We start from the raw sequence: 13892 nt of genomic DNA on the forward strand, positions 1-13892 counted from the left end.
CTCAATCCTCTGATAACGCATCAATGGGGCTTAGGCGTGACGCCTTGAGCGCTGGAGCATAACCGAACAGTACCCCCACCAGCAGCGATGTAATAAACGCCAGTACGGGCGGTAGCAGTGTATAAGCCACTGAAATGGAAAACTGAGACACGATCAGGATCACCAGATACCCAAGCAGAATGCCAACACAGCCGCCGAGAATACACACCACCCAGGCTTCAATATTGAACTGTTTGAGAATATCAGCCGGCTTGGCACCGGTGGCCATACGCAGACCAATTTCCCGTTTACGTTCAGACACATTCACCAGCATGATATTCATCACGCCAATACCGCCAACAAATAACGATATGGCAGCAACAGATGCTAAAAGCCAGGTAAGTGTATTTTGTGTCTCGGTAACCGCCTCAACCAGAGAGTCGGTAGTAAACACCATCACATCTTCTGTACCATGACGTTCAGTGAGCACAGCAAGAACGGCATCCTTCACATCTGACGCGACTTCTGAACTGGCAGCTTTAATTGTAATGCCGCTCAGGTATTCACGGCCAAACACCTTTAACCGTCCGGTCGTAATGGGGATCAGTACTTCGTCATCCTGATCACTGCCACCGGCAGTTGCGCCCTTAGATTTTAATACACCAATCACCTGATACAGACTATTTGACATAAGTATGTACTTACCAACTGCCTGCATCTTATCGGTAAATAAGGTCTCAGCAACCGTATCACCTATCACTACAACCGGTGCATAGTTGTTCACGTCTTCAGTTGTGAAAAATACGCCCTGCGCCATTTCCCAGTCTTTCACGTGAAGGTAATCCGGCGTGGAGCCTTTAATCCTGCCCGAGAAATCATTTTCCCCATAGCGCATGGTATTGCGTGAAGAACGTTCCGGCGCAACGTAGGTCACGCCGGGAATATCACGTAATGCGTCAGCATCTGCCAGAGTCAGCGTCGCTACATCACCGGAATTGCGCATATTTTTACCGCCCGGCCGCACTGAAATCAGGTTGGTACCGATAGCTTCAATACGCTTCAGTACGTCCTGTTTTCCCCCTTCCCCGATAGCCATCATGGTGACCACCGCTGCTACACCAATGATGATCCCCAGCAGGGTAAGTAAGGTACGGAACCAGTTAAGCCGCAGTGATGAAAAAGCCATACCCAGTGCTGCAACGCCGGAAATACTTTTAAACGGTTTTATCGACGATGGCTGTGCAGCAGATGTCGTCGCCGGCTTAGCAGCTTCCCCCGAATCAGACACGATTTGTCCGTCCAGCAGATGCACCTGACGCTGAGCATGTTCTGCCACAGCCGGATCATGGGTGATAAGAATGATGGTTACCCCTTCCCCGTGCAGTTCTTTCAACAGATTAAGCAGTTGCTCTCCGCTGGCAGAGTCCAGTGCACCGGTTGGCTCATCAGCCAGAATAACCTCTGCACCGTTTATCAGTGCGCGGGCAACAGATACCCGTTGTTGCTGACCACCGGATAATTCACCGGGGCGGTGATCCTGCCGGTCACCCAGCCCGAGCTTGGTCAGTAACGCTGATGCACGCTCCTCACGTATGCTCTTATCGGTGTTACTGTATATTGCCGGCAGCGCAACGTTTTCCGTCGCGGTGAGGCTGGCGAGTAACTGATAACGCTGAAATACGAAGCCGAAGGTTTTCAGGCGCAGCGCTGACAACTGTTCCTGTGACAGCTTGTTCACATCGTGGCCGTGAATGGTATAACTGCCCGACGTGGGCGTGTCCAGACAGCCGAGGATATTCATCAGGGTCGATTTTCCGGACCCGGACTGCCCCATGATGGCAACAAACTCACCTTTTTGGATCCGCAGTGAGACACCGTCCAGCGCCCTGACTTCTGTACCTTCAGTTTGATAACTGCGGGTCACATTCGCCAGTTCAATTAAAGGTACGTCAGCCACGTGGCCCCCTCATAGGCGGACCACCCATGGGACCTCCGAAACCACGGTCGTTATTATCTTTAGTGCCTGCAGCAGCTGATGCCTGTCCGGAAACAATTTCATCACCTTCATTCAGACCGGATAAAATCTGAACTTCAGTGCGGGTACTGACCCCGGTCTTTACCGGCTTTCTTACCAGTTCACCCTGCTCACGGACCATGACGAATTTATCACGGGGAGGCCCTTTAACCGCAGCCAGCGGGACTACCAGGGTATTTTCTTCCTTCTCTTCAACAAAGAAAACCTGGGTAGTCATAGAGTCCATCAACGTACCTTCGATGTTTTCCACATCCACCAGCACCTGATACAACACTACATCGTTTATGATTGTGGGAGTCGGTAAAACCTGACGTACTACAGAGTGATATTTCTTACGGGTATTTCCAATAGTGGAGAAGTACACCGGCATACCACGCTTAATACTTTCCACATCAGCTTCAGAGACTTCTGCCCGCAATGTCATGGTAGTAAGGTCAGAGATCTGCAGCAGCTCCGGTGCGTTCTGGTTCGCGTTCAATGTTTGTCCTTCGCGAACAGCAATAGATGCTACCGTACCGCTGATTGGAGCATAAATTTTAGCAAAGCCCAGTGTCGCTTTATCACCGGCCAGAGATGCTTCGTCAGCTTTAATTTGCGCAATACTGGCTTTAATTTTTGAATCCAGTACTTTGACGTCGATACGGCTGCTGATAGCGGTATCAGCGCTCACAGCATCCTGATCAAACAGATTGTTGTTCCGTTTCTCGCGCAGCAACGCCAGCTCCCGCTCAGCCTTCAACTGTGCTAGGTTCGCGTTCTTCACATCCAGCGCAAATTCTGCGTTCTGCACCTGTGTTTCAAAGACTGTGGCATCAATTTCCACCAGTAAATCGCCGGCTTCCACCACATCACCTTCTTCCACATGGATTTTTTCAACCTGACCGGAAACCTGTGCACCAACGACAACGTAACGTTTGGGTTCAAGCTGGCCCGTTGCAATGATGTTCTTTTCGATGGTACCCCGGCCAACCTGCGAAAATGAAAATGCGCTGGTGTCACGGGCGGGGGCTGCGAACATATTCCATGCAGCGTAGGCGGGTACAGCAATGACAACCATTAACAGCAGCCATTTTACCCATCGGTGGGATCCTGGTGATAACACAGTCTTTCCTTAAGTGAAAATACCTAAAATACAAAAGCCCGCATCTTTACACTACGGGCTTTACACAACTTAACATTACTTCACAGTGGTCCACAGACAAGGCTGGACGGGGGCGTGACAATCAGATTAGTTTTATCTTGCGCCTTCATAACCCGTTTGCCGCCAACTTTCGTAAACGAAAACTGACACGGCATTGGACAGATTCATGCTGCGGCTGTCTGGCAACATGGGGATGCGTACGCGTTGCTCCGGAGGCAGTGACTGAATAAACTCGTCGGGCAGACCACGGGTTTCAGGGCCGAAGATTAACGCATCACCTTTCTGGTATTTCACATCACTGTGAAACGCTTTACCTTTAGTGGTACAGGCGAAAATGCGCGCCGGTTGTTCACTTTCAAGATAAGCATCCAGACTGGCGTGGCGCTTTACGTCGGCAAATTCATGGTAGTCTAGACCAGCACGCCTGACACGCTTATCGTCCCAGTCGAAGCCCAGAGGCTCAATCAGATGCAGGGAAAAGCCTGTGTTTGCACACAAACGGATAATGTTGCCGGTATTGGGCGGAATTTCTGGCTGGTATAAAACGATATCAAACATGGTCACATCACGAATTTTGCTGTGGAGCAAGGATACGGTGTGACAGGACATGAGACAAGCCCACAGCGGAGGAAGGGCGGTTGCTGTGGGCAGTTTTGGTGCAATGGACCTTTACAGTGCGTTAAGCACCCTGTTAGTTTGCGCCTGAGCAGCCCAGCGACGTGCACGGCGTTGCGCCACAGAGTTTCCGACGAACTCAACCACTTTATCTGACAAAGGGGTGAAAGTGCCGATTGCATGCCCGTAAACAGAAGATAAATCTGTATTTTGGGGCGCTTGTAAACGCATTGTTCTTAATGAAGCATATTTTTGCATGATTTTCTGGCCTCGCATTGCTTTATAGGGCAACTTTTCTGTCGTTAAGTTTTATTTTGCAACGGTTCACTCAGCTGAGTTTCCCGTGTCTTATACGAAAGTACTGCATTAGCCATACCGCAATTTTCAGTGTCATTAAAATTTAATGAAAACAAAGTCAGGTCAGTCATTTACAGAGGCTCGACCGGTCAGCAGAAGACATTGCCCGCGACTCTGTCCCCCGTCAGTGTGTGTAAAATAGAGACACTTTTGTAAATCAGGCGAGAAAATCGAGGATCCTGTTCATGGCAGGTTCGCGGATCCGGTCTGCTTCAATGAGAATTTCGTGATACGCCCCCTCACAGGAATGCAGAACAGCTTCCGGCATGAGTCCGGCCACCCTTCGCTGCCTGCGGTTATCCACCACCGTATCGTCGCAGGCACTGAGAATTAACACAGGTTGCTTAATATCACCGGCATTATTCTCAATAAAATCCATGGCTTTCATGGCCGCTCTCAGCCAGTGAACGGTTACACCGCCAAGCTGGACCTCTGGCGTGTTTGCGTAAGTATCACGGAACAAACGGTATCGCAGTTCGCTGTGTGTGAGATGATTGGCATCGAAGGTAACCGGCGAGTAATCTTTTTGCCCGATAAAATAGCCTTCCTGTTGCCCGGCTTTCTGATAGCGGCGCTCCACCATATTGAGCAACGAATTGGCAATCCAGCCCGGTAACGCGGGACGTATACCGAACATGGGAGAACAAAAAACAAGTTTCTTAAACAATGACGGATGGGCCAGAGTCGTGAGTGCTCCAATCGCACACCCCATGCTGTGGGCAAGCAGGTAACGCTCTCCGTCAGGTTGTCTGGCCGATACCACCTCTGTAATGAAGAGGTGAAGGTCACTGACATAATCGGCAAAATCCCGGACGAAGCCCTGATGCGGATTAGCGGTCATTCTGTCCGACAGCCCCTGCCCCCGGTGATCCATAATGAAAACAGCAAAGCCCTGATTGTACAGGTCAAACATCACTTCCTGATACTTCAGGTACGCTTCAATACGGCCGCTGCTGATAACAATGGTAGCAGCAGGCTGTGCAGGAAGACAAAACGCATAAGCCAGCTTCACGCCATCTCTGGCAGTCAGTACACCTGAGGTGACATGCTGCTGCCAGAACGCAGGAATGGCATCGCTGTTATGAATTAATGAGTGTTCTGTGGAGATTGTCCGGACCATGTATCACGCCCGTCCAGTGGCAGAGAAATGGTGACAGCCAGTCCACCGGACGCATTTCGGGTTGCTTTAATGTCGCCATGATGCATTTCCACTGCGGCTTTTGCAATGGCAAGTCCCAAACCAACCCCGCCAGACTCACGATCTCTGGCAAGACTTGCACGGTAGAACGGTGCAAATACAGAACTGCATTCCTCTTCAGATAACCCCGGGCCGTCATCCTTAACAACAACAGACCACTGCGATTCCTTCACAGAAACGGTAACCGATACGGAAGATTCCGCGTAGCGAATGGCATTTCTCACTACGTTTTCAACGGCGCTGCATAACAGCATACTGTTCACGTTAACGGTTTGCTGTGGCAATGCTGCAACCTCAAACCGGATGTTCCGGTTAGACGCTTCGAATCTGGCGTCGGCAAAGGTACGGTCAAACAGCACACTGATCATCACCGGAGAGATTTCCGGCTTGCCGGACTCCGCCCGGGTTAACGTGAGCAACTGTCCGATCATCGAGTCCATCCGTTCGGCTTCCCGCTCTATCCGGGCAAGAGCCGCCGGATCTATGTTCTGTTGATGCGCCAGGCCTACCGCCATTTGCAAACGGGCGAGAGGAGAACGTAATTCGTGGGAAATATCAGCCAGTAGCCGCTGCTGTCCTAACCACATTTGTTCGAGCTGCGATGCCATGGCGTTAAAATCGCGGGATAAACTTCCTAACTCATCACGGCGGCCATCGGCTTCCTTCACCCTGGCTTTCCAGTTGCCTCCCGCCAGTTCACGACTGGTTTCCTGCAAGATAGTGATGGGACGTACCAGAGATCGGGCGAAAAGATAAGATAAGACAATGGTAATCACCAATGCGATACAAAGAAAATATTTGAGTGGCTGCTGACTGTCGGGAGGTCCGTTCATCAGCGAAACATAAATGGCAAAATCTTTACCGTTAATAGCGACTCTGGCAGGCCCGATCGTCTCAAAATTCCCCCGCACCAGCGACAACGGTGAAACCTGCTTAGCCAGCCTGGTCAGATCATCCTCTTCACTGCGCCTGACTGGTGGCCCTCCTCCCTGCACCATCGCGCCGTCATCAATGCCTACAGCGATAAGTCTGTGCCGGCTTATCCGGTCAGCTTCTTCCAGAATGCGGCGGGCGGGTTTAGCGCCGTCTTCCTGAATTATACGATTAATAGCAGCAACAGCACGGTTCAGGGCTTCCAGCTCACGCGCATCCGGTGCCCGAACTTCTGCGTGTTCATTGAAAAAACTCACCGCATAAAAAGTCACAACTGCGGTAAAAATAAAGGTTACCCAGAACCATAAAAACAAACGCCCGACTAAACGCCGGGCCGGATTGAAACGTGCAAGTGAATTCATGAAGCCAGTCTTAGTAAATATCCCGACCCGCGAATGGTTTTTATCTTTTCATCATTCGTGGTTTCAGCAATCTTCTTACGTAGATTACTGACATGCATATCGATACTGCGGTCAAAGGCCTGTAACTTCTTACCCAGCACCTTCTGGCTGATGTCATCTTTCGTGACCAGCTGACCGGCATTAACCATTAGTAAATGCAGTATAGCAAATTCGGTATTGGTGAGTGTCAGCGCCACATTATGGCTTGCCACTGTCTGCCGGCTCATACTCAGTGATATATGGTTTACAGACAAATCCTGTTGCTGTCTGGACTGGGTAGACATTTCCAGACGGCGGAAAATAGCCTTCACCCGCGCCACCAGTTCACGGTGATTAAACGGCTTGGGTAAATAATCATCAGCCCCGAGCTCCAGTCCGAGGATGCGATCATAATCATCGCCACGGGCGGTTAGCATCAGTACCGGCGTTAAATGGCTGATACGCAATTTTTTCAGCACTTCAAAGCCATCCAGTTGAGGCATCATGACGTCCAGCAGGATCAGGTCAACAGACTCACCGGAAGTTGCCGCCGCCAGACCACTGTATCCGTCATTGGCCACGGTTACACTGTAACCGGTTGCCTCAAGATAAGTTTTCAGCATGTCCGTCAGTTCACGGTCATCATCAATGATCAAAATAGACTGCTTTGTCGCTGTGGCGACCATCTCATTGCCTCCAAAATTCTGCGGCTTAAAAAAACGTTGGGTGTGCGTTGATGACATTGAACGTAATACTGACATGGAGAAAACGGTCTGTGTCATGGCATGGCTCCTGTCCTGCTGATAGTAAGTTTACCTGACTCCGACCACCGTAAAGACGCGATGTCACCAACTTTACAGAAGCTTTACAGTACCACTAAACAACTTTGCAGAAATCCCGCCTACACTGACTTAACAATAAGCACGAGTCCACCGACGTTGGCACACACTTCAATGCCAACCGCCGGACCGGCGTAAACCGGTCCGGCTTTTTCTCTTAATACTGCGGTTTCAGCGGCAAGTAATCTTCAGCGAAAAATAACGGCGATGTGATAATAAGGTCAGCAGTCGCCGAAGAACACGCCACCGGCACATTCCATACCGAACACAGGCGCAGCAGCGCTTTTACATCAGGATCGTGAGGGGCAGGATTAAGTGGATCCCAGAAGAAAATCAATGCATCCAGTTTTCCTTCGGCAATGAGCGCTCCAATTTGCTGGTCGCCCCCAAGCGGACCACTCTTAAAACGTTTGATACTCAGTCCGGTATCGTCTGCAATCAGACCACCGGTGGTACCCGTTGCCACCAGTTCGCATTTTTGCATACTGTCTAAATGTTTATTCACCCACGCAAGGAGTTCTGCTTTTTTATGGTCATGGGCAACCAGTGCAACGGTTTTTTTGTTCATTTTTGTGTCCTTTCTTTCTTACCACAGGCAGTAAATATGTGCGTATCGTGACAAAACGGTGTGCCGCCGGACTGTCAAATAATCTTCATACATACCATTTATATTACGAAATTCACCGCGCCAGGCACAGAGAAATATTTATACATATTTATTGCATATTTATTCGCAATGAGTATCATAGGCGACGGTTTAGTAATCTCTGCAGCATTCGATAGGCGCTCTAAGTCAGCCATGGCAACGTTTTATCGTGAAGACAGAGAAAATGACAGGACAATCTCATGATTCAACCAACCAGCAGGCCCGACCAGCAGGTTGACAAGGTAAAACAGTTTAGCTCTCCCCTGGCTGGCTACACATTGCATTATGTACACCGACGATCCGGTGTGAATTTGCTTTTGCGGTAGCGCACTTTTTACCTTTGTACGCGGGCGAATGAAAACAGTATCCCTTTCATTCGCGTACAAAGGTAGAAAGTGATTTTTTATCCCTCTACAGAATTAATTAAACCTATTATGTTAAAAGTATCAGTTATCGGAGCCAGTGGTTACACTGGCGCACAACTCGTTGATTTAGTTCATCGTCACCCTGCTATGGATTTGCTGGGCACCTATGTTTCTGAAAACAGTGCCGACGGCAATAAATCCATTGCTGCGATCCACGGTCAGTATGCACACCTGAGCCAGTACATGCTTACGCCGATGAATGACAGCACGTTAGACACACTCGCAGATACCATGGATCTGGTTTTCCTGGCCACGCCTCACGAAGCCAGTCACGACTGGATGGCTGCACTGAGTAAAGGCAAAGCCAAAGTGCTGGATTTATCCGGCGCATTCCGCATTAAGAACACTGAAGTATTTGAACAGTTCTACGGTTTCAAACACACCTCAGAAGCATGTCTGGACAAAGCGGTGTATGGCCTTGCTGAATGGTATGCCAAGGATATTGCGGCAGCGAAAATCGTTGCCGTACCGGGTTGTTACCCCACAGCTTCACTGACAGCGTTAAAACCTCTGCTGGAAAATGGTTTGTTAGACAGTGCCGTGCGCCCGGTTATAAACGCGGTGTCAGGCGTCAGCGGTGCTGGTCGTAAAGCCGCATTGAATAACAGCTTCTGCGAAGTAAGCCTGCAGGCTTACGGCGTGCTGGGTCACAGACACACCCCGGAAATCGAGGCATGGCTTGGCACCGGAGTGATTTTCACCCCGCACCTGGGTAACTTTAAGCGGGGCATTCTGGCCACGATTACTGTGAAATTGAAGCCGGGCGCCAGCGCTGAGCAACTGTCATCTGCCTATCACACCGCTTATGAAGGCAAACCTGTTGTCCGCATTCGCGATACCTTCCCGAAAATTGATGATGTAGTGAATACGCCGTTTGTTGATTTGCACTGGAAACTGGATGCTCAGTCAGGCTATGCCGTTATTACCAGCGCCATCGACAATACAATGAAAGGTGCAGCCTCGCAGGCAATGCAATGTGCAAACCTGGTCAGTGGCCTGCCCGACGCTCAGGGACTGATTGCATAATGAAATTGTCTCCTATTGTTATTAAAGTGGGCGGTGCGCTGCTTGAAGATGAAAATGCGGCGTTGTCATTACTGACTTCTGTCGGTGAAGTCATGAAGACCCGTCCTGTGGTCATCGTACATGGTGGCGGTCCGCTGGTTGAAACACTGATGGCCGCACTGAATCTGCCCAGCCAGAAAATTGATGGTCTGCGGGTAACACCGGACGAACATATGCCGTACATCTGCGGCACTCTGGCCGGCAGTGCGAACAAAGCACTGTGTGCACTGGCAATCCGTAGCGGATTAACACCTGTTGGCTTGTCCTTATTAGATGGCAACATGGTAAGCTGCGAGCCGCTGGATGAGAAATACGGTGCCGTTGGCGTGCCTTCGGCAAACAGCCCGGAACTGCTTAAAGCATTAACCGGCAAAGATCTGTTACCGGTAGTCAGCTCCATCGGTGCCAGTGCGCAGGGCCGTTTGCTGAACATTAATGCCGACCAGGCAGCCACCGTAATCGCCCAGTTGCTTGACGGCGAGTTACTGCTATTGTCTAACGTCAAAGGCGTGCTTGATGCAGATAAAGCGCTGTTAAGCTCATTAAACCAACAACAAATAGACAGCCTGGTTGCCGGTGGTGTAATCACAGACGGCATGAAAGTAAAAACAGATGCGGCTCTGCTGGCAGCTTCGTCCCTGGGACGTCCGGTCACCATCGCCAGCTGGGATGCCAGCATCAGTGACATTTTAAATAAGGATACCGGTACGCGCATCGCGCCATAGCCGTATTGAGGATATTGACCATGAAACAGGATTTATTGTCCTTTGCTAACTGGACACCCGAAGACACGAAGGCGCTGTTAGATTTAGCCGTAACCATCAAACAAAACCCGGCGAAGTACAGCCAGGTGCTGGCAGGTAAATCTGTTGCAGCACTGTTTGAAAAGCCTTCTCTGCGTACCCGCGTAAGTTTCGATATCGGCATTAATAAACTAGGTGGCCATATGGTTTACCTGGACGTACAGGGCGGCAAACTGGCCGGCCGTGAAGATAACGTAGATACCGCTGCCAATCTGGCGTGCTGGGCAGACGCTATTGTTGCCCGAGTGTTCTCACACAGCACGCTGGAAGACTACGCGAAAGCGGCAAAAGTACCGGTGATCAATGCGCTTTGCGATAAGTATCACCCGTGTCAGGGTCTGGCTGATTACCTCACCATGTACGAAGCGTTCGGAAAAACCGAAGGCCTGACTATGGCTTATATCGGTGACGGCAACAACGTAACCCATTCATTACTGATTGTTGGCGCACTGCTGGGCTGCAACCAGGTTGTGGTTACACCGCCAGGACACGAAGCCGATCCGGAAATTGTTGCGCAAGCACAAGACATTGCCGCTAAAACCGGCGTTAAAATAGTACAAAGCAACGATATTGATGCCGCTGTCGGCGCTGATGTGCTTTATGCTGATACCTGGTTATCAATGGGCGATGATACGCCCCTTGAAGCCATTAAAGATAAATTTATGCCTTATCAGGTCAACGAAGCCCTGATGGAAAAAACCGGCGCACAATATGTCATGCATTGTCAGCCTGCTCACCGCGACCTGGAAATCACCGGTTCCCTTATCGACAGTGACAAATCACTGCTGATGCAGGAAGCAGAAAACAGAATGCATGCCCAAAACGCAATACTGACCAAACTACTAGGTTCCTGAGAGGACAGGTTTAATGAAAAAGAACGTGAATAAAGTCGTACTCGCCTATTCCGGCGGGTTAGATACCTCAGCCATCATTCCATGGCTGAAAGAAAACTATGACTGTGAAGTGGTGGCATTTGCCGCTGATGTCGGTCAGGGTGATGAAGAACTGGTTGGCCTGAAAGAAAAAGCTATCGCTTCCGGTGCCAGTGAATGTCATATCGTTGATCTGAAGGAAGAGTTCGTCAGCGAATACATTTATCCGACTATCACTACCGGTGCTATTTACGAAGGTGAATATCTGCTGGGTACTTCTATGGCCCGCCCTGTGATTGCAAAAGCACAGGTAGAAATTGCCCGTAAAGTTGGCGCAGATGCGCTGTGTCACGGTTGTACCGGTAAAGGTAATGACCAGGTTCGCTTTGAAGGTACTTTCGCTTCTCTGGCACCGGATCTACATGTCATTGCGCCATGGCGTGAGTGGGACATGGTTTCCCGTGAAGATCTGCTGGCATACCTGGCAGAACGTAATATCAAAACGACAGCTTCTGCGACCAAAATCTACAGCCGTGATGCAAACGCATGGCACATCTCCCACGAAGGTGGTGAGCTGGAAGATCCATGGCAGGAGCCTACCAAACAAATCTGGACAATGACTGTTGATCCGGAAGATGCACCTGATCAGGCGGAACGTGTCACTCTGTCTTTCGAAGAAGGTCGTCTGACGAAAGTGAATGATGAAGCCCTGTCGCCATACCAGGCACTGGTTAAGCTGAACACCATTGCAGCTGCACATGGCGTTGGCCGCATCGACATCGTAGAGAACCGTCTGGTAGGTATGAAGTCACGCGGTTGTTATGAAACGCCGGGAGGCACAGTAATGGTAGCAGCGTACAAGGCGCTGGAAACCATGGTACTGGATAAAGCCTCGCTTAAATACCGTGAACAGATTGGTCTGGAATACTCACACGTGATGTACGACGGCCGCTGGTTCACTCCGCTGAATGATGCCCTTCTGGCCGGCGCTGCGTCTTTCGCTAAGCGCGTAACCGGTGACATCGTTGTGAAGCTTTACAAAGGTCAGGCAACCGTGACGCAACGTCGCTCACCAAACAGCCTGTACTCTGAAGATTTCGCAACCTTCGGTGCTGATGATGTATACGACCAGAGTCATGCTGAAGGCTTTATCCGCCTGTTCAGTCTGTCCAGCCGTATCGAAGCACTGAAAAAGCAGCAGTAACAGGAGAATATCATGGCATTGTGGGGCGGCCGTTTTGCGGCAGGCAGTAGCAACATGTTCCGGCAGGTGAATGATTCCCTGCCGTTCGACAGAGTGATGGCAGCACAGGATATCCAGGGCTCCATTATCTGGTCACGCGGTCTTAAGAAAGCAGGTGTACTGACTGAAGACGAACAGGCGCAGTTAGAGTCTGCCCTGTCTGAACTGAAAGTACTGGCGGAGAAAGGCGAGTTGGATTTCGACGCCAGTCCGGAAGAAGACATTCACAGCTTCGTGGAAGCGGCACTTATCGATAAGCTGGGTGACATTGGTCGTAAACTGCACACAGGTCGCAGCCGTAACGATCAGGTCGCGACAGATTTTCGTTTATGGGTCCGTGAACACGTTGACTCGTTGAAAGCTGACTTAAAAGCGCTGATCCGCTCATTGCTGAACACCGCCAGCCGCCACCAGCAGGCCATTATTCCGGGGTACACCCACTTACAACGTGCCCAGCCCATTCACTTTGCACACTGGTGTTTAGCCTATGTGGAAATGTTCAAGCGTGACCTGGCACGGATGAAAGATCTGAAAAAGCGCATGAACCAGTGCCCGCTGGGCTCCGGTGCGCTTGCAGGTACCACCTACCCGGTTGACCGTCATGAACTGGCGGAAGAACTGGGCTTTGATTCACCTTGCCTGAACAGTCTGGATGCAGTATCAGACCGGGACTTCGTGCTGGAACTGCTGTTCTGTGCGTCCACCAGTATGATGCATATTTCCCGTATGGCTGAAGATCTGATTTTCTACAATTCAGGTGAAGCAGGCTTCCTGCAACTGGGTGATGCGGTAACTTCCGGCTCGTCACTGATGCCGCAGAAGAAAAACCCTGATGCGCTGGAACTCATGCGTGGTAAATGCGGACGTGTTTTCGGCAGCCTGCAAGGCCTGCTGGTTACCATGAAAGGCTTGCCACTGGCATACAACAAAGATATGCAGGAAGACAAAGAAGGTGCCATTGATACCGTAAACCAGTGGCATATTTGTCTGTGTATTGCTGTTGAAGTGCTCGACTCACTGTCGCTGAATGAAGAGCGTTGCCGTGAAGCCGCCCAGCAGGGCTATGCTAACGCCACCGAACTGGCCGATTATCTGGTAGGTAAGAGCATTCCGTTCCGTACCGGCCACGATATTGCAGGTAAAGTGGTGCTGGCAGCCATCGACAAAGGCTGTGCCATCGAAGATTTACCGCTGGCTGATTTACAGGCCATCTGCGATAAAATCGAAGACGATGTGTATCCGGTACTGCAACTGGAATATGGCGTTAACCAACGCAATATTCTGGGCGGCACCAGCCAGGAAACAGTGACCAAAGCACTGTATCAGGAGCTGGAAAATCTGGATAAGCTGGGGTAACACGA

13 protein-coding genes are annotated in these 13892 nt (G+C 50.4%); 5 read left to right on the forward strand and 8 right to left on the reverse strand.

What is annotated here, in order from left to right; translation table 11 throughout:
• Nucleotide 1: 1 nt before the first annotated feature.
• The 8 genes from ACXAGC_RS00355 to ACXAGC_RS00390 form a co-directional block, all read right to left on the reverse strand.
• The gene (locus ACXAGC_RS00355; RefSeq protein ID WP_474841422.1) at nt 2-1936 is read right to left on the reverse strand and encodes a MacB family efflux pump subunit; all 1935 of its coding nucleotides are present in this window, start codon (nt 1934-1936) and stop codon (nt 2-4) included.
• Nucleotides 1929-3116: an efflux RND transporter periplasmic adaptor subunit gene (locus ACXAGC_RS00360; RefSeq protein ID WP_474841424.1), complete on the reverse strand. Its 1188-nt coding sequence runs from the start codon at nt 3114-3116 to the stop codon at nt 1929-1931. Before ACXAGC_RS00360 ends, ACXAGC_RS00355 begins: the two co-directional genes overlap by 8 nt.
• A gap of 132 nt (nt 3117-3248) precedes the next feature.
• Nucleotides 3249-3713: a tRNA (uridine(34)/cytosine(34)/5-carboxymethylaminomethyluridine(34)-2'-O)-methyltransferase TrmL gene (gene trmL, locus ACXAGC_RS00365; RefSeq protein WP_119503500.1), complete on the reverse strand. Its 465-nt coding sequence runs from the start codon at nt 3711-3713 to the stop codon at nt 3249-3251.
• A gap of 111 nt (nt 3714-3824) precedes the next feature.
• Complete coding sequence (locus ACXAGC_RS00370; RefSeq protein WP_474841426.1) at nt 3825-4028, reverse strand: hypothetical protein; 204 nt, start codon at nt 4026-4028, stop codon at nt 3825-3827.
• A gap of 256 nt (nt 4029-4284) precedes the next feature.
• The gene (locus ACXAGC_RS00375; RefSeq protein WP_474841428.1) at nt 4285-5247 is read right to left on the reverse strand and encodes an alpha/beta fold hydrolase; all 963 of its coding nucleotides are present in this window, start codon (nt 5245-5247) and stop codon (nt 4285-4287) included.
• Complete coding sequence (locus ACXAGC_RS00380) at nt 5214-6620, reverse strand: ATP-binding protein (protein ID WP_474841430.1); 1407 nt, start codon at nt 6618-6620, stop codon at nt 5214-5216. The genes ACXAGC_RS00375 and ACXAGC_RS00380 overlap by 34 nt, the downstream gene beginning before the upstream one ends.
• On the reverse strand, nt 6617-7324 hold the full coding sequence (locus ACXAGC_RS00385) for a response regulator (RefSeq protein WP_474842366.1): 708 nt from the start codon (nt 7322-7324) through the stop codon (nt 6617-6619). The genes ACXAGC_RS00380 and ACXAGC_RS00385 overlap by 4 nt, the downstream gene beginning before the upstream one ends.
• Before the next feature lie 310 nt (nt 7325-7634).
• Nucleotides 7635-8045 (reverse strand): methylglyoxal synthase, encoded by a 411-nt coding sequence (locus tag ACXAGC_RS00390; RefSeq protein ID WP_303572012.1) that lies wholly within the window; start codon nt 8043-8045, stop codon nt 7635-7637.
• Nucleotides 8046-8557: 512 nt separating this feature from the next.
• On the opposite strand from ACXAGC_RS00390, the gene argC reads away from it, so the two are divergent.
• From argC to argH, 5 genes are read left to right on the forward strand one after another with little or no spacing between them, the layout of a single operon-like run.
• Nucleotides 8558-9574, forward strand: a complete 1017-nt coding sequence (argC, locus tag ACXAGC_RS00395) for an N-acetyl-gamma-glutamyl-phosphate reductase (protein ID WP_349589754.1) — start codon at nt 8558-8560, stop codon at nt 9572-9574.
• The gene (gene argB, locus ACXAGC_RS00400) at nt 9574-10338 is read left to right on the forward strand and encodes an acetylglutamate kinase (protein ID WP_349589757.1); all 765 of its coding nucleotides are present in this window, start codon (nt 9574-9576) and stop codon (nt 10336-10338) included. Before argC ends, argB begins: the two co-directional genes overlap by 1 nt.
• A 20-nt stretch (nt 10339-10358) precedes the next feature.
• The gene (locus tag ACXAGC_RS00405) at nt 10359-11270 is read left to right on the forward strand and encodes an ornithine carbamoyltransferase (protein WP_474841434.1); all 912 of its coding nucleotides are present in this window, start codon (nt 10359-10361) and stop codon (nt 11268-11270) included.
• 13 nt (nt 11271-11283) lie between these two features.
• On the forward strand, nt 11284-12492 hold the full coding sequence (locus tag ACXAGC_RS00410; protein WP_474841436.1) for an argininosuccinate synthase: 1209 nt from the start codon (nt 11284-11286) through the stop codon (nt 12490-12492).
• Nucleotides 12493-12504: 12 nt separating this feature from the next.
• Nucleotides 12505-13887 carry an argininosuccinate lyase gene (gene argH, locus ACXAGC_RS00415; RefSeq protein WP_474841438.1) on the forward strand — a complete coding sequence of 461 codons (1383 nt, stop codon included), beginning with the start codon at nt 12505-12507 and terminating at the stop codon, nt 13885-13887.
• Nucleotides 13888-13892 lie beyond the last annotated feature (5 nt).

This window comes from Alteromonas sp. AWJ4_197, from assembly GCF_056160285.1.